This window comes from Streptomyces sp. P1-3 (assembly GCF_050613155.1).
GTDB lineage: Bacteria > Actinomycetota > Actinomycetes > Streptomycetales > Streptomycetaceae > Streptomyces.
This window is the reverse complement of sequence record NZ_CP192512.1, coordinates 1,398,534-1,423,390: the sequence shown is the minus strand read 5'-3', so window position 1 is coordinate 1,423,390 and position 24,857 is coordinate 1,398,534. Positions and strand designations below refer to the sequence as shown.

The window sequence follows — 24,857 nt, the reverse complement described above, 5'->3', positions numbered from 1 at the left end:
CTCAGCGTCCGGTGCGACCGCCGCCCGTACCGCCGCCGCCCTCGCCGCCCGTACCGTCGTCGCCGTCCGGTCGCCGCGCGTGCGGCGGGGGCGGCCACTCCTGGACGCCGCCACTCGGCGCGAGCCGGGTCACGGCGGTGGCGAGCAGACCGCACACGTACGCGATCTCCAGGTGGGTGCGGTTGCGCTCGGTGACGACCGCGGACAGCAGTAGAGCGGTCATCGCCGCCGCCCCGTTGAACGCCTGGAGGATCAGCATCTGGGCCGGCAGCGCGTGGTCCTTGAACGGGCCCGCGTCGTCGGCCGCCGCCGAGATCGTCACCACGGAGACGACCAAGGTGCACGGCGCGGCCCCGGTCTGCTGGAAGCGGAACGCCGCCCAGATCAGCAACGGGAAGGCCAGGAAGAGCAGGTTGACGTCGGTCCGGGTGGCCACCACGGTCACCGCCGTCGTACCGCACACCAGCGCCGCCGCCTCCGCCCAGCGGTACGCGGACATCATCCGCAGCGGCCACGCGGCGCGCGCGACCAGCAGGACCGGGGCGACCACGAGCACCCCCATCGCGTCGCCCGTCCACCACACCGACCACGTCGGCCAGAAGTCGCCCCCGCCGATCGCGTCGGCCGCCGCCAGCACCGCCGTGCCCACGGTCGCGCTGACCAGCATCGCCGGGAGGGCGGCGAGGAACACCAGCGCCAGCGCGTCCCGCAGCCGGTCCATCTCGGTGCGGAAGCCCGCCCGGCGCAGCAGCAGCCAGGCGCAGACCGGGGCGAGGGTGTTCCCCGCCACGATGCCGAGCACGGCGAGCGCCGACGGGCCGATCGTGACGTTGACCAGGAACGCGCCGAGCGCGATGCCCGGGCCCGCGCGCAGCCCCCACCACAGCAGGCAGACCACCGCGATGCCGGTCGGCGGCCACAGCGGTGTCACCTGCCCCCGGACCAGTTCCTGCAGCAGCCCCACCTTCGCCGACCCGTAGTAGGCCCCGGCGATGACGCAGGTCCGCAGGGCCTCGGCCGGGTAGCGGGGGAGCGGTCGGTTGAACGCCATGGCAGTCATCAGACAACGAGCTGGCGGCGCGTCTTCGACGACACGCGCGGTCGGCGCCCAGGCCCGCCGTACGTGGGCAGCCCGCCCTACCCGGCCGTCTGTCCTACCCGGCCGTCCGCCCCACCTGGTCGTCCGCCCCATCCGGGCACCCCGTCCTACCCGGGCCTCCCGTCGTACCGGAGCACGACGACCGCGGCGTCGTCGTCGTGGCCGGTCAGATCGGCGACCCTGAGGACCTCCGAGGCGAGCACGTCCGGGTCGGCGTCGAAGCCGGCTCCGACCAGCTTGGCGACCGCCTCCAGTCCGCGCTCGATCGGGAACTCCGGGCCCTCCACCACCCCGTCGGTCAGCAGGACGAACGCGCCCTGCGCCGTCAGCGGATGCCGGGTCACCGGGTACTCCTCGCCGGGGAACATGCCCAGCGGCAGCCCGCCCGCGTCCAGCACGATGTCCGAACGGCCGTCGGCGTCCGCCCAGACCGCCGGGACATGCCCGGCGCGGGCGTCCGCCAGCTCGCCGGCCGCCGCGTCGAAGCGGAGGAACGAGCACGTCACGAACAGCCCGCAGGCCATGGTCACCAGCAGGTCGTTGACCCGGGCCAGCACCGCGCCCGGATCGGTGGTGGTCCCGCCCGCGACGGCGCGCAGCGCGGTACGGACCTGCCCGACGAAGGCCGCCGCCTCGGCGTCGTGCCCCTGCACATCCCCGATGGCGACACCGAACGTCCCGTCCCCCATGGTGAAGGCGTCGTACCAGTCGCCGCCGATGTCCAGCCCCCGCCGGGCGGGCACGTACCGGGCCGAGGTCCGCAGGCCCGGCACCTGCGGCAGCTCGGACGGGAGCATCAGGCGCTGGAGGGCCGTGGCCAGCTCCACGCGCGCCTGCTGCAGCTTGATGCCGTCCAGCACGTCACCGGTGAGCTTGACGAGGGTGTCCAGCAGTTCCTCGCCGCTCGGGGCCTGGGACCTGGTGAAGCGGAGTCGGCTCATCACGCACGCTCCGGGGTGCCGCTCCGAAGGAGACCTCTACGCCACGTTACGCCCCCTGGCCTCCGTCGCGCCGACGGCGAGATCATCAAGACGGCGAGATCACCAAGACCCATCGGCACGGATCCGCTCGCGGGCGACAGGAGCCAGATGACAGCGTTCACCACCCGGCCGACCCTCCAGGGCACCTTCGGCATGGCCTCCTCCACCCACTGGCTGGCCTCCCAGACCGCGCTCGCCGTGCTGGAGGACGGCGGCAACGCCTACGACGCCGCCGTCGCCGCGGGATTCGTCCTGCACGTCGTGGAACCGCACCTCAACGGCCCGGCCGGCGAGGTGCCCCTGCTCCTGGCGCCCGCCGGCGGCCCGGTCCGGGTCCTGTGCGGCCAGGGCCCGGCCCCGGCCGGTGCCACCATCGCGCACTACACCTCGCTCGGCCTCGACCTCGTGCCCGGCACCGGCCCGCTGGCCGCCGCCGTACCCGGCGCCTTCGACGCCTGGATGGTGCTGCTGCGCGACCACGGCACCCGGCGCCTCGCCGACGTGCTGCGCTACGCCATCGGCTACGCGGAGTCCGGCCATCCGCCGGTGGCGCGCCTCGGCGAGACCGTCGCCACCGTCCGTGAGCTGTTCACGGCCGAGTGGACCAGCTCCGCCGCCGTCTACCTCCCCGGCGGGCGGCCGCCGGCGCCGGGCCGCCTGTTCACCAACCCCGCGCTCGCCGCCACCTGGCGCCGCCTGCTGGCCGAGGCCGAGGCCGCGGGCAGCGGCCGCGAGCGGCAGATCGACGCCGCGCGCCGCGTATGGCGGGAGGGCTTCATCGCCGAGGCGCTCGCCGCGGCCGCCGCCCGCCCCACCATGGACACCAGCGGGAGGCGCCACACCGGCACCCTCACCGGCGACGACCTGGCCGCCTTCGAGGCCACCTACGAGACCCCGGTGACGTACGACTGGCACGGCTGGACCGTCTGCAAGGCCGGCCCCTGGACCCAGGGCCCGGCCTTCCTCCAGCAACTGGCCCTCCTCCCCGACGGCCTCGACCGCCTCCACGGCACCCCCGCCTACGTCCACACCCTCATCGAGGGCACCAAGCTCGCGATGGCCGACCGCGAGGCGTGGTACGGCGACACCGCCGACGTCCCCCTGAACGCCCTGCTGTCGCCCGAGTACAACGCCGCCCGCCGCGCCCTGATCGGGGCCACGGCCTCGTACGAGCTGCGGCCGGGCAGCCCCGAGGGCCGCACCCCCGTTCTCAGCCCGCACGCCACAGCCGCCGCCTGCGGCGCGGTGCCCGTCGGGCCGCCGGACGCCGCACCCCCGGGCGCCGGCGAGCCGACCACCTCCGGGAACGGCGCCACCCGGGGCGACACCTGCCACCTCGACGTGGTCGACCGCTGGGGCAACATGGTCTCCGCCACGCCCAGCGGCGGCTGGCTCCAGTCCAATCCCGTCGTCCCCGAACTGGGCTTCCCGCTCGGCACCCGGCTCCAGATGGCCTGGCTGACCCCCGGCCTGCCCGGCTCCCTCACCCCCGGCCGCCGCCCCCGCACCACCCTCAGCCCCTCCCTCGCCCTGCGCGACGGAGTGCCGGTGCTGGCCTTCGGCACCCCCGGCGGCGATCAGCAGGACCAGTGGCAGGTGCACTTCTTCCTGGCCGTCGCACTGGCCGCCGCACGCGGCGGGCCGGAGCGCGGCGGCCTGCCGCTTCAGGCCGCCATCGACGCCCCCAACTGGCACACCGACGCCTTCCCCAGCTCCTTCTACCCGCGCGGGACCCGGCCCGGGGCCGTCACCGTCGAGGCGCGCATCGGCCAGGAGACCATCGCGGAGCTGAGGCGGCGCGGACACCGGGTGACCGTGGGCGACCCCTGGTCGGAGGGCAGGCTGTGCGCCGTGTCCCGCGACCCGGAGACCGGCGTCCTGTCGGCGGGCGCCAATCCGCGCGGGATGCAGGGGTACGCGGTCGGGAGGTGACAGCCCGCCGCGGTCGGGAGGTCACAGTCCGCCGCGGTCGGGAGGCGACAGCCCGCCGCCGTCAGGAGGCGACAGCCCGCCGTTCACGCGCGGGACACCGTGCCGCCCCCGCGGGGATCCCTGTTGTCGGAGGGGCATGGTTCCATGGGGGGATGATCGATGCATTCCTCACTGGTGACCTGTCCGAGGTCGAGGAGGCGATCCGCAAGGCGGCCGCCGCCGAGATCCTGCCGCGGTTCCGGCAACTCGCCGACCACGAGATCGTCGAGAAGAAGGGCCCCCACGACCTGGTCACCGTCGCCGACCGGCTCGCCGAGGAGCACCTCACCGCCGCGCTCACGGCCCTGCTGCCCGGCTCCGCCGTGGTCGGCGAGGAGGCCGTGCACGCCGACCCCGGCGTGCTGGCGGCGCTGAGCGGGGACGCGCCGGTGTGGATCGTCGATCCGGTCGACGGCACCCGGCAGTTCGTGCACGGCGATCCCGGCTTCGCCACGCTGGTGGCACTCGCCCACCACGGCGAACTGCTCGCCTCCTGGACGTACGCGCCCGCGCTGGACCTCATGGCCGTCGCCCGCCGCGGCCGGGGCGCGTGGCTGGGCGGCGAGCGGTTGCACCCCGGCTCCCCGGCGCCCGGCAAGGTCCTCGAAGTCGCCATATCCCACTTCGACTTCACCGACGACGACGAGAAGCGGTCCCTGACCGGGCTGGAGACCCCGGGCGTCTCGACCCGGCCGTGCGGCTCGGCCGGACTGGAATATCTGCACGTCGCCCGCGGCGAGATGGACGCCGTCGCCTTCACCTGGGAGAACGCCTGGGACCACGCCGCCGGGCTGCTGCTGGTCGCCGAGGCGGGCGGCTTCAGCGCCACCATCGCTGGCGAACCCTTCCGCATCGCGGGCGGCAACGCGCTGCCCTTCACCGCGGCGCGTGACGAGGCGACCGCGCGGCATATCCTGGCCCTGCTGTCGGGCGCGCACTGAGGGCCGCGCACATCTCCACACGGTCCGCGGGGCGCGCACGGCCCGGCGGCGCCAGCAGGCGACCCGCAACGGCGAGGAGGACTGTCACGTGCCGTCGATGCTCGACGTGGTGGTGGTGGGTGCCGGGCCGAACGGACTGACCGCGGCCGCCGAACTCGCCCGGCGCGGCCTGGCCGTGGAGGTCTTCGAGGCCGCGGACGGGATCGGCGGCGGCGCCCGCACCGAGGAGCTCACCCTCCCCGGCTTCCGGCACGACCCCTGCTCCGCCGTGCATCCGCTCGGCGTGGGCTCGCCCGCGTTCCGGGCGATGCCGCTCGCCCGGCACGGACTGGAGTGGCTGCACCCCGAGCTGCCGCTGGCCCACCCGTTCCCGGACGGTACGGCCGCCATCCTCGCCCGCTCCGTGGGGGAGACCGCCTCCTCCCTCGGCGCGCGCGACGCGGGCGCCTACCGCCGGCTCCTGGCCCCCTTCCACGGCCGCTGGGACACCCTCGCCGCCGACTTCCTGCGCACCCAGTGGCTCGGGCTGCCCCGTGACCCCGTCACCTGGGCCCGCTTCGGCCTCAACGCCGTCCAGCCCGCCGCCCTCATCGCCGCCACCCGCTTCCGCGACGAGAAGGCCCGCGCCCTGCTCGCCGGGCTCGCCGCACACGCCATCGCCCCCACCACGGGCCTGGCCACCGGCGGTATCGCCCTCATCTTCGCCCTCGCCGCGCACGAGGTGGGCTGGCCGGTGCCCCGCGGCGGCTCCCAGGCCATCTCCGACGCCCTGGGCGGCCTGCTGCGCGAGTTCGGCGGCGCCGTGCACACCGGCTTCGAGGTCAAGCGCCTGGACGACCTCCCGCCCGCCCGTGCGTACGTCTTCGACACCTCACCCACCGCCCTGGCCCGGATCGCCGGACTGGGCAACGCCTACCGCGGCTACCGTTACGGCGCCAGCGTCTTCAAGATCGACTACGCCCTGGACGGGCCGGTGCCGTGGACCGCGCCCGAGGCCGGCCGCGCGGGCACCGTCCACATCGGCCCCACCAGCAGCGAGATCAACGCCGCCCTGCGGGCCGCGGTCGAGGGCCGCGACCCGTCCGTGCCCTTCCTCATCACCGCCCAGCCGTCACTGATCGACCCCAGCCGGGCCCCGGAGGGCAAACACGTCTTCTGGGCGTACGGCCACGTACCCAGCGGCTGGACCGGCGACGCCACCGACGTCATCGAGCGGCAGATCGAACGCTTCGCGCCGGGCTTCCGCGACCGCGTGCTGGCCCGCGCCGTCGCGGGCCCGCGGGAGCTGGCCGCGCGCAACGCCAACTACGTGGACGGCGACACCGCCTGCGGCGCCTTCGCGGGGCTCCAGACCGTGCTCCGCCCCAAGCTCGCCCGCGTCCCGTACGCCACCGCCCACCCCGCCGTCTTCCTGTGCTCCTCGGCGACCCCGCCCGGGCCCGGCGTCCACGGGATGTCGGGACACCACGCGGCCCGGGCGGTATGGCGGCGCCTTCGGACGGACGCCTGACGGCGCCTAGTGCGGGATCCCGTCGATCAACTCCCGCGCCCCCTGCCGCAGCAGGGACACCGCCACCGACGTACCGAGCGTCGCCGGGTCCAGCGGCCCGGCCCACTCGTGCGCGTCCAGCACCGTCTTGCCGTCCGGAGTGAACACCCGGGCCCGCAGCGACAGCCGGCCGTCCCGCTCGGCCCTGGCGTAGCCCGCGATCGGGGAGTTGCAGTGCCCCTGGAGGACGTGCAGCAGCATCCGCTCCGCGGTGATCTCCCGCCAGGCGTCGGTGTCGCCGAGCGCGGCGACCGCCTCGATGGTCGCCGTGTCCTCCTCACGGCACTGAAGCGCCAGCACCCCGGCCCCGATCGGCGGGCACATCGACTCCACCGGCAGCACCTCGCTGATCCGGTCCTCGACGCCGATCCGCTCCAGCCCGGACACCGCGAGCAGCAGCGCGTCGGCCTCGCCCGCGTCCAGCTTCTCCAGCCGCCGGTTGGCGTTGCCCCGCATCGGCACGCACTCCACATGCGGGTGGGAGATGGCCAGTTGGGCGCTGCGCCGCACCGAGGAGGTGCCGATCCGGGTGCCCGCGGGCAGCTCGTCGAGGGTCAGCCCGCCGGGGTGCACCAGCGCGTCCCGGATGTCGTCCCGCTTCAGATAGGCGGCGAAGACCGTCCCCGCGGGCAGCGGCCGGTCGGCCGGGATGTCCTTGACGCAGTGCACCGCGAGATCGGCCTCACCGGCCAGCAGCGCCGCGTCCACCTCCTTGGTGAACGCACCCTTGCCACCGAGCGCCGCCAGGTCCCCCATCCACCGGTCACCGGAGGTGGTCACCGGGACGACCTCGGTACGGATACCGGGGTGCAGGGCGGCCAGTTCGGTGCGCACCCGCTCCACCTGGGCCAGAGCCATGGGGGAGGACCGGGAGACGATGCGGATGGTGGTGGGCGCGGAGCCTGACGCTGAAGGCATGCCGTACACCATAGGGCGTGCGGCGTCGAGGCCGTCGCCTCACTCGTCCGTCTGGTCCAGTTGTTGGACACCGTCCGGCTGCTGGACGGCGAAGCCCTCGGCGACGAGGGCGGCGAGATGGACGAACGCGTCACGGGTGGCGGGGGTCAGCCGGTCCAGGTTCAGCTTGGGGTTCGACCACAGCCTGCGGTCGTAGGGAACCGGGACGACCGCGCGGCAGAGCCCTTCGTAGCGAGCCGATGCGCTCCGCAGATCCGCCGGTTCGAGCGGGCCGTGCATGGCGGGAACCACCACGATGGCGCGCTGTGCGAGGTCCGCATACCGCGAGACGATCAGCCGCACAAGGGCGCGATGGCTCCCGCCGTCGTCGTTGGGAGGACAGACGACGATCAACTGGTCGGCGTGGTCGAAGACTCCCAGAGACGCGGTCCGCGCCGTGTTGCATCCAGCTTCGCTGATGACGATGGGATACTCCTGCCGCAGTCGGGCGAGCGTCCGGCCGTAGCCCGTGCCGTCGAGGACGGCCCCGGCGGTGGCCGCCGCGGACCTGTGGTTTTGGATCAGTACGTCGAGTCGACCGCGTCCTCCGCGTCCACTGAGCCGCCACAACTCGTTTCGGGCGCTGAACTGGTTGAATTCGCCACCCGAGTCCCTGGCGGCTGCCACCCGTTGGGCCAGCCTGCTGCCGGGCGCCGCGGCGTCGAACACCACCACCGGCTCTTGGCGCAGGCGGGCGAAGGCAGCGCCCAGCGCGACTGCGGTGGTGGCCTTTCCGACCTCGGGGCGGAAGCTCATCACCGCGATGTGGTGACCCGACGCCAAGGGGGCGCGGACGCGCGCGACGCGGCGGTCCGCCGTGTCCGGCGGCTCGACGGGCTTCCGTTCCGTGACGTAGCCGGCCAGCAGGGCCGCGACCTGTTGCGTCGTCGACGGGTCGGCGGGGTGGCGGCTCCGGCCGGCCGCCAGGGCGATTTCGCGCAGCGCCGCCCAGTGCTCCTCATCCCGCTGGGCGGGAGTCCCTCCGGCGCCGGGACCCGGCTGCTCCACGAGGGATGCCCCGGCCAGCAGCAGCAGGATGTCGCCGAGCGCGCCCCTGTCGTCCTCACTGGCGGCGGTCGCGTCCCGCCTCGGGGCGCGACCGTCGAACACCGCGGAGGTCCAGCCGATGAGTTTCACCGCACCGTCCACGATGAGCACGGTGTCCGGCGACAGGTTGCCGTGCACCACGCCGTTGAGCTCGCACAGGCGCACCGCCTCCGCCAGTTGCCGCCCGAGGTCGGCGGCGGTGGGAGCGTCGAGTCCGACGCCGCCGACGAGCAATTCCCGCAAGGTGCGGACCGGCGTGGCTTCGGAGGGGGCGAAGAACTCCCTGGCGACCCAGGGCGGCCGGTCGTTCAGATCCTGTCCCAGCAGCTTCGGCGCGTAGCGGCCGGCCATCCGGCGCAGCGCCTCCGCCTCCGTCCGCAGATCGCTGATGTCCCGGGACCACGGCCGGAAAGCGACGGTGCGGGTGCGGACCGCCGCGTAGGCGTCGCTGTCCTCCATCCCGTACTGGGCCAGGTAGAAGGACGAGTTCGGGCCGGGGGCCAGCCGGCCGAGCAGCCGGTACGGGCCCAGCCGGGCCGGATCGGCCCCGGAGAGCGGAACGCCGTACCGCGCCACGAAGGCGCGCGCCGCAGGCGAGGGCGGCGGCGGGGGCGCCTCGGCGCGCGGCGGCTCCTGGGAGATCTGCGGCGGGCCCGAGTACGCGGCGGGTCCGTCCTCCGACCATGGGGCGTTGGACGACGGGTCTGTGGACCGCGGCGGCGTCAGCCAACGCTGCCGTTCCGGGTCCCAGACCGCCGCCGTCGGCGGTGGCGACTGAGGCGCGGGGGGCGGCGGCGGGTCCGCCGGGCGCGGCGGGGAGTAGACCGGGGCGCCGTCGGCGGTGGTGCCGATGCGTTCGTACCGCTCGAAGACGTCCCAGACCTCGTGGATCGTCGGCCCCTCGTCGGTGTCACGGCGCAGACAGGCGGCCACCAGACGGCGCAGCGGCTCCCACTGGGCGCCTGGCCAGCGAGGCAGGCTGACCGCGTCCAGCGATACCGTGCCGCCGTACTCGCCGCCCCCGATCCTCCGCAGCAGCATGCCCAGGTCCCGGATGTTCGTCACATGGCCGGTCTCCGCACCGGAGGCCGACACACCGTCGATGATCGCCGACGACCAGCCGGTCAGCACCACGTCCAACCCCGCCACGTGCACCGTCTCGGCGTGCAGATCCCCGTGTACGAGGCCCTCCTCGGCACAGACGCGGACCGCGTCGGCGAGCTGCCGGGCGATGGCGAACGCCGTCCCGGCGTCCCAGCGGGCACGGGACACCGCGGCGGACAAACGCACGGTGTCGTTCCTGGCCTCTTCCGCGAGCCACGGCGGGTCCTGGTCGAGACCGGTCGCCAGCAGCCTCGGCGCGTGACGTCCGGCCATCCGGCGCAGCGCCTCGCTCTCCGTGCGCAGCAGATGGTGGGCGTCGTCGTCCGACCATGCCACGGTCCGCACGACCGCGGTCTCGCCCGTCGGCTTGTACGCCATGAAGGCCAGCGTCCGCGCCCCCGTGCCGTTCCGCGTCAGCAGTGTGTAGGGCCCCAGGGTCCGGGGGTCGGTGGGGAGCAGCGGCGCCCAGCCATCGGCCATCGCGGCGCGGAGGCGCGGCGCGGGGGAACGGCGCCCCGACGCGCCGAAGCGTGCCGCGAGCCGCTGCTCCACCGTCGCGAACGGCCGCCCTGCCGACGGGAGATGGTCCGGGCCGTCCGGGTGGGCGAGCCAGGCGGGGAAGTCGGGGGAGCGCCCCGCGAGCCGCGCCAGCTTTCGGCCCACCACCTCGCCAGTGCGCAGCAGTTCGCCGACCGGCACGGCGTCCAGCAGCGCCTCTTGGGCGGCGGGCGTGAACGTGAACGTCCGGTGCTGTACGGGCAGCGGCTCCGGCCCGGCCGCGGGCGGCGACGGGGCCGGGCGCATCAGCCCGCCCAGGAACACCTCCGCCAGATGGCCGGTGTCCGCCTGCCACTCCACGGAGGACTGCACCAGCCGCATCACGGGCACCGACAGCGGCGCGACGGCGGCCAGATGCGCGGCCAGCCGGTAGGCCTCAGGGGAGGCGGCGTCGCGGAACCGCTGGAGGCGGCGCAGGTCGTCCCCGCCGGACGGAGCGGTGCGCGGCGCCGCCGGACGCGGGCCGTTCACCGCGCCGTTCGCACTCGCCGGGCCGGCTGCCCCCGCCGTGCTGCCCGGGGTCGTTGGGTCGGCCGTTCCGGCCGTGCTTCCCGGGGTCGTTGGGTTGGCCGTTCCGGCCGTGCTTCCCGGGGTCGTTGGGTTGGCCGTTCCGGCCGTGCTGCCCGCGCTCGTTGGGCTTCCGACACCCGCCGTGCTGCCCGGGGGCGTCGGGCTTCCGGCACCGGCCGTGCTGTCCGAGGTCGTTGGGCTTCCCGTACCGGCCCCGCCCGCCGCGCTTCCCCCGCCCGCCGGGTTCTGCGAACTCCCCGCCCCCGCCCGGCTTCCCGGGTTCCCCGAACTCCCCGCGCTCGCCCCTCGCGTGGGGCGTGGCCGTGCCATCAGCGGCAGCAACGCCGTCCCGCTCGGGGACGACATCAGCCGTGCCCAGTCCGCCATCGGCCCGGCGGCCGGTTCCAGCACCGGCACCGGAACGCCGTCGAAGCCGGCCAGTGCCGGAGGCAGCACCGGGTCGGTGACGGTCCAGTCCGCGTTGGCCGCGCCCGGCCTGCGCGTCGTCACGCGCCAGCGCTCGGCGCGGATACCGGAGCTCTGCCACAGCCGGGGCGGCAGGGCGTGCACCACCGCCGTGGGGCCGTGCGCCGCCCAGCGCTCCAGCACGGCCGTCATCCGCCCGTCCCGCCAGGCCGCGCCCACCCCGTCGCTCACCACCAGCACCAGCGTCTGCCCGGACGGGTCGGACACCGCGGCGGTGGGCAGGGTGGCGGCTCCGGGCGCGTACGGCTTGGCGCGCAGCGCGGGCGTGCCGCCGCCGCGCGACCGCAGGCCGTGCACGCGCATCACCCGGAACGCGCCGGAGCGCTGCATCAGCGTGCGCAGTTCGACGGCGAGCCGCCGCCACAGCAGCATCGACAGGCCGTCGTCCACGACGAGCGCCAGATCCAGCCAGCGTTCCCGAGTCGGGCGGGTGACCACATCCGGCAGCCCGGTCTCGGCGAGCGCGGCCGCGGTCGCGACCTCGTCCATCTCCCGTCGGAGCGGGTTCGGGCGGTGCTGTTTGAGCGGGCGCAGGGCACGGCCCAGGGACAGTTCGGCGCGCAGCGCCTTGCCCTCCGGCACGCGCAGCGGCACCGCACGGCGCGACGGCGGCCGTACGCGGGGCACGGCGGTGGACAGCAGCGGCGCGCCCGGCGCGCCGTACAGCCCGCTGCCGGCTGCCCGGCCCGGGCGCGTCCCCGCGGCGCCGTACGCGCCACGGGACGCGGTGCTCCCCGCGCCCGCCTGCGCTCCCTGGCCGAGTGTCCCGGCGCCGAGTGTCCAGGCCGCGCTGCCAGGGACCGCCCCGAGGGGGTGGGGGCCCGGGGGCCCGGGAGGCGCCTGAGAGGTCCCCGGCGGGCCCTCGGCGACGGGCGATTCCGGGTCGCCCCATCTGCTGTCGCCGCCGTGCGAAACGGTCGCCCGCTGCACGCCGTCGTCGTCCCGTACCGTCCGCGCCCGCTCCAGCGGGGCGTCCGCCGCCCCGGCGGGCAGCCGGGTGGCCAGCCACAGCGCGTCGAGCAGCTCCTCCTGGGACAGTTCGGCCCCACTCGCCGCGAGCACCGCCCGCACGCCGTCGAGCCGCGCCAGCGCCACCAGACGCCCCGTACCGGACCCGGCGCCACCGCCGCTGCCCTGGGCACCGGGCGGGACGTCGCCGCCGGCCGCCAGCAGCACACCCGCCGCACCGAGAATCCGGCTGAGCACCGCCAGCGTCCTATGCCGCAGGACCGGCGGCACCTGGTCGGCCTCGAAGGCCGAGCGGACCTCTTCGAAGGTGACCTGGCCCGTCGCCTTACCCATCGGGACGAGGGCCATGACCGCCGGGTACGGGGCGAGTTCGGCCGGGAACGCGGAGGACGGCCCCGTGGTCGGGTCGCGGCCCGCCATGACTACACCGCCCCGCCGAGCTGGTGCAGCACCGCGTCCAGCAGGCCGTCGGCCGACAGGTCCACCCCGCCAGCGCGCAGGAACACCGCGTTCAGCAACTGGTCCGTGGCCAGTTCGCGGGTGGCGCGGCGGCGCAGGAAGGCGTCCAGCAGATCGTCCACCTCGACCAGCGCCTCCGGCCCCAGATGGGCGGTGACGATCGCGCGCAGCCGCTCCTCGTCCGGGGTGGGCAGGTCCAGACGGACGCAGCGGCGCAGGAAGGCGGGCGGGAAGTCCCGCTCGCCGTTGCTGGTGATCACCACCACCGGGAACTCCCGGCAGCGCAGCCGCCCCCGCCGTACCGTGGCCTGCTCGCCGGGCCGCTCGGTGAGTACCGCGATCTCCGCCTGCTCCTCGGGCAGCCGCGCCAGCTCCGGGATCTCGAACTCGCCCTCCTCGAAGACCGTCAGCAGGTCGTTGGGCAGGTCCACATCCCCCTTGTCCAGCTCGTCCACCAGCAGCACCCGCGGCCGGTCGCCCGGCACCAGCGCGGTGCCCAGCGGGCCGAGGCGGACGAAGGTGCCGATCGACGGCTCGGCCTCGTCGCGGTCCCGGCTGAGGGTGGTCTCGCGCAGCCGGCCGATCGCGTCGTAGCGGTACAGCGCGTCCTGCACGGTGGAGCGGCTGTTGATCGGCCAGTGCAGCACCCTGCCCAGCCCCAGCTCCTGGGCGACCGCCTGCGCCAGCGACGACTTGCCGGTGCCGGGGGCGCCGGTGACTAGCAGGGGGCGCCGCAGATGCAGGGCGGCGTTGACCACGTCGGCGTGGTGCGGCGCGATGAGATACGGCTGCGGCGACCGCTGGTCCGCCTCGGACCGCTCCCCGGGCTGGTCCCCGGGTTGGTCCCCGAACCGCCGCCAGGGCGGGGCGGGCGGCATCACCGCCTCGCGCCGCCGGCCGTCCCCGTGGAACAGCCGCCACCCCTGCTGCGTACTCATCGAAGAACCTCCGTGTCGGATGGGTCGGAAAACGCCGGACCGGAAGGCGCCGGACCGGAAGGCGCCGGACCGGAAGGTGACGGATCGGACAGCGGCCTGTCGGCGAACGACGTCTCCGTCAACGACACATCGGTGAACACGGCTTCGTCCGCGGCGTCGAACGGCTCCGCCAGGTCATACGAGCCGGATTGCGCCGCGGCGGCCTGTTCCGCCGGGTCGGCCAGTTCCAGCGCGGGCAGCGGCCGGTCCGCGTTCGCCCAGGCCAGCACCGGGCGGCCGGGATACTCGGCCGGGCGCTGCAACGTCTTGCTGCGGTAGACCCGGACCGCCTCCGCGAGCTCCTGCGCGGGCACCCGCTCCGCGTACCGCACGGCGGGGGAGCCCGGGGCGCCGCCGCGGTCCCACAGCACCACGGGCACACCCGCCGACAGGCACACCTGCACGATGCCCGGCCGGGCCGACGGCGGCACATCGATGTCCACCCGTGCCGCGAACCGCCGTTCCATCAGCAGCCCGTACACCGCCCTCGGGTCACCGCAGCCGCCGTCGACGCGCAGCGGCTCCTCCTCGTGCAGCCGCCGCCACCGCTCACGCCAGTCCGCCAGCAGATCCGCACCGGCCCTCTCCCGCAGCTCGGGGCAGTTGACCACGACGGGGTACTCCACCCCGAGGATCCGCGGCAGCACGCCCCGCGGATCGCCGTCCCACTCGTCGAACGGGACCTCCAACGCGTCCCGGTCCACGATCAGTTCCACCACCGGCAGCGGCCCCTGCCGGTGCGGGTGGCGCAGCGTGCCCACCGCGCCGAGGACCTCCCGGGCCACTTCCGTGGCCGTCCGGGGCCGGCTCTCGTCCTCCGAGACCCGGCGCGGCCCGGTGCCGTCGTCGCACCACAGGCGCAGCCGGTAGCGGTCGGCGGCCTGGCCGCAGGAGTCCAGCGCCACCAGCACCCTGGGCACCGGGTGCCGTGCGCGCCGGTCCCAGTCGGCGGCGTCCCTGCGGCGCTCCCGCAGCGCCGCCGTGTGCACCCCCAGTCGCTCCGCGACCCGGTCGTTCCACCGCCGCAGCTCGGCGCGCGGACCGCCCGTCCCGTCGACCGTTCCGGGCGGGCAGCACCCGGCGGCGATGAACTCGGCCGCGCGCAGCAGCGCGGGCACCGGACCGGAGCCGCCCGGGGACGGCATGCTGTCGCCGGGCAGCTGCTCCAGATACCCGGTCAGCTCCTCGACGCTCCCGCCGTCGGCCAGCAGCTCGGCGGGCACCGGGGCGAGCAGCGCCGCCCGTACGGCCGTCGGGACACGGGCCGCGGCGGAAGCCGGCAGCCCCCGCAGCAGGCACACCAGCTCGCGGTGTTCGCGAGGCGACAGCAGCCGCCGCAGCCCCGCCCTGCGGCCGATGTCCAGCAGCGCGTCGGCGGCGGCCGGTTCCGAGGCGTGCCGCACCATGCCCGTCAGGGCGGGCAGCGCCCGCTCCCGGGTCAGCAGCAGCCGGGCGAACTCCTCGGCGGTCGGGCCCCCGTCCTCCGGGTGGTCGAGTCCGCACTCGCGCGCCACGCAGCGGGCCCAGCGCGTCCACCCCTCGGCGCCCCCGGAGAACCGCAGGCCGTCGAGGAGTGCCACGAGGTCGGTGTAGTCGGGCCGGTGCCGCAGAGCGTCGTCGTACCCCGCCGTCAGCCGCGCCGCCCCGGCCGCCGCCAGCTCCGCGCGGACGCGCTGCCAGGGGATCGCCCAGGCGCGGTGCAGCCCGCCGCGGGGTTCCAGCCTGGCCGTCACCAGCCCGACCACCGCCCGTTCCCCGCGCGACCACAGCGGACCGCCGCTGAACCCGCGCTCCACCGGCAGCTTGTCGGGGAGCCCGTCGACATAGCCGAACCGGCCGTTGCATTCGGTCACTTCGGCGTCCGCGAACCAGCCGCGCTCACCCGTGCCGTGCCACGCCCGCACCGTCTGCCGCTCCGCCATCGGATGCCAGCGGGGCGGCTGGATGGCCTCCGGCAGCGCTTCGTCCAGCAGGAGCACCGCGAGATCTCCCTGCCATTCGTACGCCCCGACGCCCCCGCCGCCGAGGCGCGGCGCTATCCACGTCGTCAGCCGGGCCACACGCTCCACGGTGTCGTCCGGGCCGTGGACGCGGACCCGTAAGCACACCGGGCCGGGGTCCTCCGCCGCGAACTCGTCCTTGCCGAACGCGCCGTTGACGACGTGCGCGCAGGTCAGCAGGTGCTGCTCGGGCATCAGGACGGCCGAGCCGACCGGCTCGCCGTCGAGGTCGCTGAGCACGGACACGGCGGCGGGCCGCGAATCGGTGCCAGGAGGCCGGAACCACCCCATGCGCTCAGTCCGTTCGGCCCGTACCCGGCGCGGCGACCGTGCCGGCGGCCGTGCCCGTGCCCGTGCCCGTGCCCGCGTCCGGCGCGGCCGCCGCACCCGTGCGCCAGGTCGCCGAAATCGTCAGGCTGGCCTGCCCGTTGGCCCCGACGATGCCCAGCTTCAGGTCCTGGCCCACCTGCACCCCGAACTGCACGCTGACCTCGTCGGGCGGAACGGCGCCGGACGACACCGCGTCATGCACCTCCTGCAGCAGCGGTCCGAGCGGACGCAGCACCGCACGCGCCGCCTCGGCGGCCCGCAGCGCGGCGGACGACGGACCGCGGCCCACGGGGGACACGCCCCCGAACCCGCCGTCGGGCGGCGGCGCAGGGACCACTTCCAGCCGTACGGAGGTGCCGTCGGACAGCGACAGCTCGGTGTAGTCGGTCACGCGCTCCATCATCGTGGATGAGAGCCGCGCCGGGCCCTGCTTTGCGGCAACATCCGCCGGGCGCCTGCGGCCCCCGGCGGCACGGCCATGTCGGATTTCCGCCAGCCGTCCCCGCGTCCGGTGCCCGATGCTTGACGCCATGCACACCGACCACGACAGGTGCGTACGCGCCGTGCAGTCCAAGGACGCCCGCTTCGACGGCTGGTTCTTCACCGCCGTCCTCACCACGCGCATCTACTGCCGCCCCAGCTGCCCGGTCGTCCCGCCCAAGGTCGAGAACATGACCTTCTACCCGAGCGCGGCCGCCGCCCAGCAGGCCGGATTCCGCGCCTGCAAGCGCTGCCGCCCCGACGCCGCGCCCGGCTCCCCGCACTGGAACCAGCGTGCCGACGCCGTCGCCCGCGCCATGCGGCTCATCGCCGACGGCGTCGTGGACCGCGACGGCGTCCCCGGCCTCGCCGCCCGGCTCGGCTACAGCACCCGGCAGATCGAACGGCAACTGCGCGCCGAGCTCGGCGCCGGGCCGCTCGCGCTCGCCCGTGCCCAGCGCGCCCAGACCGCCCGGCTCCTGATCGAGACCACCGCCCTGCCCATGGCGGACATCGCCTTCGCCGCCGGGTTCGCCAGCGTCCGCGCGTTCAACGAGACCGTACGGGAGGTCTTCGCGCTCTCCCCGACCGAGCTGCGCGGGCGCGCCGGCCGCGGCCCCGGGCCCGGCGCCCCCGGTGTGCTCGCCCTGCGGCTGCCGTTCCGCGCACCGCTGTGCCCGGACAACCTCTTCGGCCACCTCGCGGCCACCGCCGTCCCCGGCGTGGAGGAGTGGCGCGACGGCGCGTACCGGCGCACCCTGCGACTGCCGTACGGGCACGGGGTGGCCGCCCTGCGGCCGCGACCCGACCACATCGAGTGCCGGCTGTCCCTCACCGACCTGCGGGATCTCGCCGGGGCCATCAGCCGCTGCCGCCGGCTGCTCGACCTCGACGCCGACCCCGAGGCCGTCGACGCCGCGCTGGCCGCCGATCCCGGACTCAGCCCCCTGGTCCGCAAGGCGCCGGGGCGGCGGGTGCCGCGCACCGCGGACGCCGACGAGTTCGCCGTACGGGCCGTCCTGGGCCAGCAGGTCTCCACGGCCGCCGCCCGCACCCTCGCCGGACGGCTGGCCGCCGCGCACGGCGAACCGGTCGACGACCCCGAGGGCGGTCTGACCCGCCTCTTCCCCGCCGCCCCCGCGCTCACCGGGCTCGACCCGGCCGCGCTCGCCATGCCCGCCACCCGGCGGGCCACCCTCACCCGGCTGATCGGCGCCCTCGCCACCGGGGACCTCGCCCTCGACGTCGGCGGCGACCGCGACGAGGCCCGCCGGCGACTGGCCGCCCTGCCCGGCGTCGGGCCCTGGACCGTGGAGATCGTCGCGATGCGGGCGCTCGGCGACCCCGACGCCTTCCCCGCCACCGACCTCGGCGTACGCCGCGCCGCGCGCGAGCTGGGCCTGCCCGCCACCCCGGCGGCGCTGACCCGGCACTCGGCCGCCTGGCGGCCCTGGCGCGCCTACGCCGTGCAGTACCTGTGGGCCACCGACGATCACCCGATCAACTACCTGCCCGCCGACTGACACCACTCGACACCACTCGACACCATCGGAAAGCGCTGCCCATGCCCCGCGTCCACACCGTCATCGACAGCCCGTACGGCCCGCTCACCCTGGTCGCCACCGACGGCGTCCTGTCCGGGCTCTACATGACCGACCAGCGGCACCGCCCGCCGCAGGAGACCTTCGGCGCGCCCGACGACACGCCGTTCACCGCGGCCACCCGCCAGCTCGCCGCGTACTTCGCGGGCGAGCTCACCGACTTCGACCTGCCGCTGGAGCTGTCCGGCACCCCGTTCCAGACCCGCGTATGGCAGGAGCTGCGGACCATCCCGTACGGCGAGACCGTCTCGTACGGGACGCTCGCCGACCGGCTCGGGCAGCCGACCGCCGCCCGCGCGGTGGGCCTGGCGAACGGCAGGAACCCGATCGGGATCATCGTCCCCTGCCACCGGGTCGTCGGCGCGGACGGCAGCCTCACCGGCTACGGAGGCGGCATCGACCGCAAGCGCGAGCTGCTGGCGTTCGAGACCCGCACAGTGAGCGCCGCGCAAGGCGAGCTGTTCTAGGGCGGACGCGGCCGCCTAGGGCGCGAGACCGCCCGACGGCAGAGTCCGGGCCGCGCGCACGGGGGCGGCCCGGCCGCGGGGTCAGGCGCCGCCGGCCACGGCGAGCCGCTCGGTGCGTGCCGCCAGATCGCTGATCCGCGCCCCGTCGAAGCCGTACACCGCGCTGCGCACCCGGTCGGCGAGCGGCTCCGTCCACTGCGGCGGGATGGCCCCCGCCCCGCACAGCACGCCCGCCACCGATCCGGCCGTCGCCCCGTTGGAGTCCGTGTCCAGCCCGCCGCGCACGGTCAGCGCGATGGTCGCGGTGAAGTCGCCCTCCCCGTACAGCAGCCCGGCCGTGATCACGGCCGCGTTGGGGACGGCGTGGATCCAGTGCAGCCGCCGCGCCTCCGAGTCCAGCTCGGTCAGGGTCTCCGCCCAGCTCAGCCCCGCCTCGTACAGGGACACGGTGCGCCGCACCGTGCGCGCCAGCCGGCACCCCGGCGGGATCCGGTCCAGCGCCGTCCCGACGGCGGCGCGCGGCCCGTCGGCGGTGAACGCCGCGGCGACCAGCGCCGCCGCCCACATCGCCGCGTAGACGCCGTTGCCGGTGTGCGAGAGCACCGCGTCCCGGCGGGCCAGGGCCGCCGCCCGGCCGGGGTCCCCGGGGCAGACCCAGCCGAAGACGTCCGCGCGGATCAGCGCTCCGATCCACTCCTGGTAGGGGTTGTCGACCGTGGCGCAGACCGGCGGCTTCAGCCCGGCCGCCAGATTCCGGTACGTGGCGCGCTCGGCGGTGAAGGTCTGCAGGTAGGGCAGCCGGAGCAGCCACAGCTCGCCGACCTGGTCGGTGGTGAACCCGAAGCCGTACGTCTCCAGCAGGTGCAGCCCGAGGATCGAGTAGTCCACGTCGTCGTCCCGGCAGCTGCCGTGGATCCGGCCGCGTACGCACTCCGGCCACTCGGGCCGCAGCGCGTACTCCGCGAGCCGGTCCGACGGCGGCGGGGGCAGGTAGTCGGTCAGCGGCAGGGCGCCGGTCTCCCGCAGATAGCGGTCGATCCGCTCCCGCGTCCAGTAGTCGCCCCGCTCCACGGGCTTGCCCAGCATGTTCCCCGAGATCCGGCCGAGCCAGCCGCCGAGGATCCGGTCCGCGAGTGCGCTCATGGCACAGGTGTACCGGACGCGGCGCTCCGTATAGGGTCGCAGCGGCGCGACTCCTGGAAACAGCAAGGGGTAGCAAGGTGACGGACACGCGTGTGCTCATCGCCGCGGACAAGTTCAAAGGCTCACTCACGGCCGTGGAGGTCGCCGAGCATGTCACCGCCGGGCTGCGGCGTGGCGCGCCCGGCACCGTGGCGGTCGAGGCGCTGCCTGTCGCCGACGGCGGCGACGGCACGGTCGACGCGGCCGTGGCGGCCGGGTTCGAGCGCCGCGTGGCACGGGTCACCGGCCCGCTCGGCGAGCCGGTCACGGCGGCGTACGCGCTGCGCGCGGGCACGGCCGTGGTCGAGATGGCCGAGGCCTCCGGGCTGCGGCACCTGCCGCCCGGCGTCTTCGCGCCACTGGCCGCCACCACCTATGGCACCGGGGAACTGCTGCGCGCCGCCCTCGACGCGGGCGCGCGGACGATCGTCTTCGGGGTCGGCGGCAGCGCCACCACCGACGGCGGCGCGGGCATGCTCAGCGCGCTGGGCGCGCGCTTCCTGACCGCCGACGGCGCGCCGGTCGCCCCGGGCGGCGGCCCGCTGCGCGACCTGGCCACCGCCGACCTGACCGGTCTGGACCCGCGCCTCGCCGACACCGAGATCATCCTCGCCAGCGACGTGGACAATCCGCTGACCGGCCCCAAGGGCGCCCCGGCGGTGTACGGCCCGCAGAAGGGCGCCACCGAGGCCGACGTGGCGGCCCTGGACGCGGCCCTCGCCCACTACGCCCAGGTCCTGGAGCGGTCGGTCGGCCCCCGCGCGGCCGGCCAGGCCCAGTCCCCGGGCGCGGGCGCGGCCGGCGGCATCGGCTACGGGGCGCTGGTCGCCCTCGGCGCGGTCTTCCGCCCCGGCATCGACGTCATGCTCGACGTCCTGGGCTTCGCCCCCGCCCTGGAACGGGCCGATCTGGTGATCACGGGGGAGGGCTCGCTGGACGAGCAGACCCTGCACGGCAAGGCCCCGGCGGGCGTGGCCGCCGCGGCCCGCGCCCGCGGCAAGCGGGTCCTGGCCGTGTGCGGCCGCCTCGCCATCGGCGACGCCGCCGTGGCGGCGGCGGGGATCGAGCGCGTGTACGCCCTCCTGGACCTGGAACCGGACCCAGCCCGCTGCATGGCGGAGGCGGGCCCCCTCCTGGAGCGCACAGCGGAGCGCTTGGCGCGCGACTTCCTGTCCTGAGGGTGCGCCTCCCGGCGAGGGGCCGTGGCTCGATGCTGTGCGGCGCCGTACGGGTGCGCCTGCCCGGTGGCTGGGTCGGGGCCGCCGCCGGGTACCTCCTCGGTCGGCGAACCTACTGCCGCACCGCGGGGTACGGGCGAGATGTTCGCCGCGCTGCGGGGGCACCCGCCACGTCCCCTTCCGCCGTCCTCGCGGCCGCCCGCCGGTGGCCCTGCGCGTCACCGATCATCGCGACTGCAGGTGCGGCGTCGGCCCTGTAGGGGTCTGGCGAGGCGCGGTGCCACCGGCGGTGAGCCGCCGATCCGGCGGGAGGGGGTGCGTCGGGGTGCCCCCGCAGCGCGGCGAACATCTTGCCGGTGACCTTGCGGATGGGCAGTAGGTTCGCCGACCGAGGAGGTACCCCAGAGCGCCCCCGACCCAGTCGACAACCGCAGGCGCCCCCGCACGGCGCCGCAGGCACCCGCGGGCGCCCCCGCGCAACCACGGCCCCTCGCCGGGAGGCGACACGCCGGAGGGCCCGGGCGATCGAATCGATCGCCCGGGCCCTCCACTGCCAGAACCGGCGGCGCTAAGGGATCTGCGCCGCCCTCGCCTCGCGCCGGTTGTCGCGGAACGCGTTCACCCGCCGCGCCGTCGCGAACAGCGGGATCACCGCGCCCATCACCAGCTGCAGCGAGCACGCCGTCTGCAGCAGCAGCTCGCCGCCCGGTGCCTCGAAGGCCCACGCCGCCAGCAGCCCCATGCTCGTCACGATCCAGCTGAGCATCGCCACCGCGAGCCGTCCGCGCGGCTTCGGGTACTCCACGCGGCTCACCATCAGCCAGGCCACGCCCACGATCGCCAGCAGCGTCGGGATGAACGGCAGGCCCAAGAGCACCACCGAGACCACCGTCAACGCGCCGAACGGACTCGGCATGCCCTGGAAGACGCCGTCCCGGAGCGTCACGCAGGAGAATCTCGCGAGTCTGAGGACCACCGCCAGCAGCACCACGATCGCCGCCACCGCCGAGACCCGCTGGTGCGCGCCGTCGGCGACCATGCCCCAGACGAGGACGAAGTACGCCGGCGCGAGCCCGAAGCTGATGAGGTCGGACAGGTTGTCCAGCTCGGCCCCCATCGCCGAGCTGCGCAGCTTGCGGGCGACCAGCCCGTCGAAGAGGTCGAACACCGACGCCAGCAGCATCAGCATCACGGCGGTGGCGGCGCTGTGCCGCGCCATGCCGCCGTCCTCGTTGCCCGTCAGGTGCGGGATGAGGACGCCGGTGGTGGTGAAGTACACCGCCATGAAGCCGCACGTGGCGTTACCGAGCGTAAGTGCGTCCGCTATCGACAGCCGCGTGGACAGCGGCATGTCCTCGGTGTCTTCGTCCTCCTCGGCCTCGGGGGCCCAGGTCGGGGCTTGTGTTTCCGGATCAATCACGGTCAAGGCGAGTCACCCCCGCGACGGTAGCCTGTCCCACCTCGACCGCGACGTCCACACCTTCCGGGAGGTAGATGTCGACGCGCGAGCCGAAGCGGATCAGGCCGATGCGTTCGCCTTGGTCCACCTTGGTCCCCTGCGGGACGTACGGCACGATGCGGCGGGCCACGGCGCCGGCGATCTGCACCATCTCGATGTCGCCGAGCTCGGTGTCGAAGTGCCAGACGACCCGCTCGTTGTTCTCGCTCTCCTTGTTGAACGCCGGAACGAATCCGCCGGGGATGTGCTCCACGGAGGTCACCGTGCCCGCCAGCGGAGCGCGGTTGACGTGGACGTTCAGCGGGCTCATGAAGATCGCGACGCGGGTGCGTCCGTCCTTCCACGGCATGATGCTCTGCACCACGCCGTCCGCGGGGGAGATGACACGTCCCTGCGCGATCTCGCGCTCAGGGTCGCGGAAGAACCACAGCATGCCCGCCGCCAGCGCGGTGGTGGGCACGGCGACGGCTGCCCAGCGCCCGGAGCGCCGGGCCCGGGCGGCCGTGAGGCTGACCGCCGCCGAGGCGACGGTCGGGAGGAGCCACGGCGATGCTCCGCGTGCGAGGCGGACGCGGCCGCGTGGTGCAGAGGAGAGGCTGTGGGGCATGAATGACCTTCGTAGCGGAGGATGCCGCGTAGCGAATACGGGGACGGCGGCTTTCCGGGATGGTATCGGTTGCGGGCGGTAACTGGGCAAGCGCCGAGGCCAGTCGGTGGCCGAAGTCCCCTGACGGGATGTGATCTTCTTCTCGTCGATACCATCCCGAAGCAGACATTCAGCCCAGTATGCGGTACTCCTCCAGCAGTCGTCGTCCTATGATCATTTTCTGGATCTCAGCGGTGCCTTCGCCGATGAGAAGCATCGGGGCCTCCCGGTAGAGGCGCTCGATCTCGTACTCCTTGGAGAAGCCGTATCCGCCGTGGATGCGGAAGGCGTCCTCCACGACCTCTTTGCAGTACTCCGAGGCCAGGTACTTGGCCATGCCCGCTTCGAGGTCATTGCGCTGGCCCGAGTCCTTTTTCCGGGCCGCATTCACCATCATCGCATGAGCGGCTTCGACCTTTGTGGCCATTTCGGCCAGTTTGAACTGGATGGCCTGGTGCTGCGCGATGGGCTTCCCGAAGGTGCTTCGCTGCTGTGCGTATGCAACGCCCAGCTCGAACGCACGCTGAGCGACGCCGCAGCCACGCGCGGCCACGTTGACCCGTCCGACCTCGACGCCGTCCATCATTTGGTAAAAACCGCGACCGGTGGTCCCGCCGAGCACACGATCGGCCGGAATGCGCAGTCCGTCGAGAATGAGCTCGGTGGTGTCGACCCCCTTGTAGCCCATCTTCTCGATCTTGCCGGGGATGGTCAGACCCGGCCGGACCTCGCCGAAGCCCGGCTCCTTCTCGATCAGGAAGGTGGTCATGGACTTGTGCGGCGCGGTGCCCTCAGGGTGGCCCTCGTCGGTCCGGCACAACACGGCCACCAGCGAGGACGTGCCGCCGTTGGTCAGCCACATCTTCTGACCGGTGAGCACGAAGTCGTCCCCGTCCCGCTCACCCTTGGTGCTGATCGCCGACACATCGGACCCCAGGCCCGGCTCCGACATCGAGAAGGCGCCACGGATCTCGCCCAGCGCCATCTTCGGCAGGAAATAGTCCTTCTGCTCCTGCGTGCCGTGCTGCTTGAGCATGTAGGCCACGATGAAGTGCGTGTTGATGATGCCCGACACACTCATCCAGCCGCGCGCGATCTCCTCCACGCACAGCGCGTACGTGAGAAGGGACTCACCGAGGCCGCCGTACTCCTCTGGGATCATCAGCCCGAAGACGCCGAGCTCCTTGAGCCCCTCGACGATCTGTGCCGGGTACTCGTCGCGGTGCTCCAGGTCGGTGGCGACCGGCAGGATCTCCTTGTCGACGAAGTCACGGACCGTACGCAGGATCTCCTGCTGGATCTCGGTCAGCCCGTCGGTCTGTGCCAGACGCCCCATCTCACTTCTTCCCTTCACGCGGTCCGGACTCAGGGGTGCCGCCCCGTAGGGGCGCCGTTTGAGGGTGGTGGTGGGAGACGGGCGGGCGGCCCGGCTGCTCGCCGCCGCGCTCCTTGATGTACGTGGCGGTCGGCACCATCACCTTGCGCCGGAACACGCAGACCAGCGTGCCGTCCTGCTTGTAGCCCTTGGTCTCGACGTAGACGATGCCGCGGTCCGACTTGGACTTCGACGGCGTCTTGTCGAGCACGGTCGTCTCGCCGTAGATCGTGTCGCCGTGGAAGGTCGGCGCCACGTGCCGCAGCGACTCGATCTCCAGGTTGGCGATCGCCTTGCCGGAGACGTCCGGCACGGACATGCCCAGCAGCAGCGAGTAGATGTAGTTGCCCACCACCACGTTCCTGCCGAAGTCCGTCGTCTTCTCGGCGTAATTGGTGTCCATGTGGAGCGGGTGGTGGTTCATCGTGAGCAGACAGAAGAGGTGGTCGTCGTACTCGGTGACCGTCTTCCCCGGCCAGTGCTTGTAGACGTCACCGATGGTGAACTCTTCGTAGGTGCGGCCAAACTGCAT

At 74.5% G+C, this 24,857-nt stretch carries 18 protein-coding genes; 6 read left to right on the top strand and 12 right to left on the bottom strand.

The features are described 5' to 3' along the window. Nucleotide 1: 1 nt before the first annotated feature. Entirely contained in the window at nt 2-1,051 is a 1,050-nt protein-coding gene (locus ACQUSR_RS06180) for an MASE1 domain-containing protein (RefSeq protein ID WP_431041524.1), read from the bottom strand. Nucleotides 1,052-1,206: 155 nt separating this feature from the next. Further along, a complete protein-coding gene (locus ACQUSR_RS06175) occupies nt 1,207-2,040 on the bottom strand; it encodes a PP2C family protein-serine/threonine phosphatase (RefSeq protein WP_431041523.1) in 834 nt (277 codons plus the stop codon). A gap of 147 nt (nt 2,041-2,187) precedes the next feature. Here ACQUSR_RS06175 and ACQUSR_RS06170 point away from each other — a divergent pair, with 147 nt between their 5' ends. The 3 genes from ACQUSR_RS06170 (at nt 2,188) to ACQUSR_RS06160 (ending at nt 6,501) form a co-directional block, all read left to right on the top strand. After that, nucleotides 2,188-4,011 carry a gamma-glutamyltransferase family protein gene (locus ACQUSR_RS06170; RefSeq protein ID WP_431041522.1) on the top strand — a complete coding sequence of 608 codons (1,824 nt, stop codon included), beginning with the start codon at nt 2,188-2,190 and terminating at the stop codon, nt 4,009-4,011. Between the two features lie 152 nt (nt 4,012-4,163). Beyond that, the gene (locus ACQUSR_RS06165) at nt 4,164-4,991 is read left to right on the top strand and encodes an inositol monophosphatase family protein (protein WP_431041521.1); all 828 of its coding nucleotides are present in this window, start codon (nt 4,164-4,166) and stop codon (nt 4,989-4,991) included. A 97-nt stretch (nt 4,992-5,088) separates the two neighbouring features. Then, nucleotides 5,089-6,501 carry a phytoene desaturase family protein gene (locus tag ACQUSR_RS06160; RefSeq protein WP_431047412.1) on the top strand — a complete coding sequence of 471 codons (1,413 nt, stop codon included), beginning with the start codon at nt 5,089-5,091 and terminating at the stop codon, nt 6,499-6,501. A 6-nt stretch (nt 6,502-6,507) separates the two neighbouring features. Here ACQUSR_RS06160 and hemC read toward each other — a convergent pair whose 3' ends face one another. The 5 genes from hemC to ACQUSR_RS06135 are packed head-to-tail and all read right to left on the bottom strand — an operon-like array spanning nt 6,508 to nt 16,337. Further along, nucleotides 6,508-7,458, bottom strand: coding sequence for a hydroxymethylbilane synthase (hemC, locus tag ACQUSR_RS06155; RefSeq protein ID WP_431041520.1), 951 nt, complete (start codon nt 7,456-7,458; stop codon nt 6,508-6,510). 39 nt (nt 7,459-7,497) lie between these two features. Continuing rightward, a complete protein-coding gene (locus tag ACQUSR_RS06150; protein WP_431041519.1) occupies nt 7,498-12,591 on the bottom strand; it encodes an SAV_2336 N-terminal domain-related protein in 5,094 nt (1,697 codons plus the stop codon). Between the two features lie 2 nt (nt 12,592-12,593). Then, complete coding sequence (locus ACQUSR_RS06145) at nt 12,594-13,568, bottom strand: AAA family ATPase (protein WP_431041518.1); 975 nt, start codon at nt 13,566-13,568, stop codon at nt 12,594-12,596. After that, entirely contained in the window at nt 13,565-15,898 is a 2,334-nt protein-coding gene (locus ACQUSR_RS06140) for a trypsin-like peptidase domain-containing protein (RefSeq protein ID WP_431041517.1), read from the bottom strand. The genes ACQUSR_RS06145 and ACQUSR_RS06140 overlap by 4 nt, the downstream gene beginning before the upstream one ends. A 4-nt stretch (nt 15,899-15,902) precedes the next feature. Continuing rightward, nucleotides 15,903-16,337, bottom strand: a complete 435-nt coding sequence (locus tag ACQUSR_RS06135) for a CU044_2847 family protein (RefSeq protein ID WP_431041516.1) — start codon at nt 16,335-16,337, stop codon at nt 15,903-15,905. Nucleotides 16,338-16,467: 130 nt separating this feature from the next. Here ACQUSR_RS06135 and ACQUSR_RS06130 point away from each other — a divergent pair, with 130 nt between their 5' ends. Both ACQUSR_RS06130 and ACQUSR_RS06125 read left to right on the top strand, forming a co-directional pair. Further along, nucleotides 16,468-17,940, top strand: a complete 1,473-nt coding sequence (locus ACQUSR_RS06130; RefSeq protein WP_431041515.1) for an AlkA N-terminal domain-containing protein — start codon at nt 16,468-16,470, stop codon at nt 17,938-17,940. Between the two features lie 41 nt (nt 17,941-17,981). Next, the gene (locus tag ACQUSR_RS06125; RefSeq protein WP_431041514.1) at nt 17,982-18,485 is read left to right on the top strand and encodes a methylated-DNA--[protein]-cysteine S-methyltransferase; all 504 of its coding nucleotides are present in this window, start codon (nt 17,982-17,984) and stop codon (nt 18,483-18,485) included. Between the two features lie 81 nt (nt 18,486-18,566). Here ACQUSR_RS06125 and ACQUSR_RS06120 read toward each other — a convergent pair whose 3' ends face one another. Then, nucleotides 18,567-19,628: an ADP-ribosylglycohydrolase family protein gene (locus ACQUSR_RS06120; protein ID WP_431041513.1), complete on the bottom strand. Its 1,062-nt coding sequence runs from the start codon at nt 19,626-19,628 to the stop codon at nt 18,567-18,569. Nucleotides 19,629-19,720: 92 nt separating this feature from the next. On the opposite strand from ACQUSR_RS06120, the gene ACQUSR_RS06115 reads away from it, so the two are divergent. Then, the gene (locus ACQUSR_RS06115) at nt 19,721-20,845 is read left to right on the top strand and encodes a glycerate kinase (protein ID WP_431047410.1); all 1,125 of its coding nucleotides are present in this window, start codon (nt 19,721-19,723) and stop codon (nt 20,843-20,845) included. A gap of 568 nt (nt 20,846-21,413) precedes the next feature. On the opposite strand, the gene pssA is transcribed toward ACQUSR_RS06115, so the two are convergent. The 4 genes from pssA to ACQUSR_RS06095 form a co-directional block, all read right to left on the bottom strand. Further along, nucleotides 21,414-22,271, bottom strand: coding sequence for a CDP-diacylglycerol--serine O-phosphatidyltransferase (pssA, locus tag ACQUSR_RS06110; protein WP_431041512.1), 858 nt, complete (start codon nt 22,269-22,271; stop codon nt 21,414-21,416). Further along, the gene (locus tag ACQUSR_RS06105; RefSeq protein ID WP_431041511.1) at nt 22,258-22,911 is read right to left on the bottom strand and encodes a phosphatidylserine decarboxylase; all 654 of its coding nucleotides are present in this window, start codon (nt 22,909-22,911) and stop codon (nt 22,258-22,260) included. The genes pssA and ACQUSR_RS06105 overlap by 14 nt, the downstream gene beginning before the upstream one ends. A gap of 169 nt (nt 22,912-23,080) precedes the next feature. Beyond that, a complete protein-coding gene (locus ACQUSR_RS06100) occupies nt 23,081-24,286 on the bottom strand; it encodes an acyl-CoA dehydrogenase family protein (protein WP_431041510.1) in 1,206 nt (401 codons plus the stop codon). 1 nt (nt 24,287) lies between these two features. Next, nucleotides 24,288-24,857, bottom strand: a complete 570-nt coding sequence (locus ACQUSR_RS06095) for a MaoC family dehydratase (protein WP_431041509.1) — start codon at nt 24,855-24,857, stop codon at nt 24,288-24,290.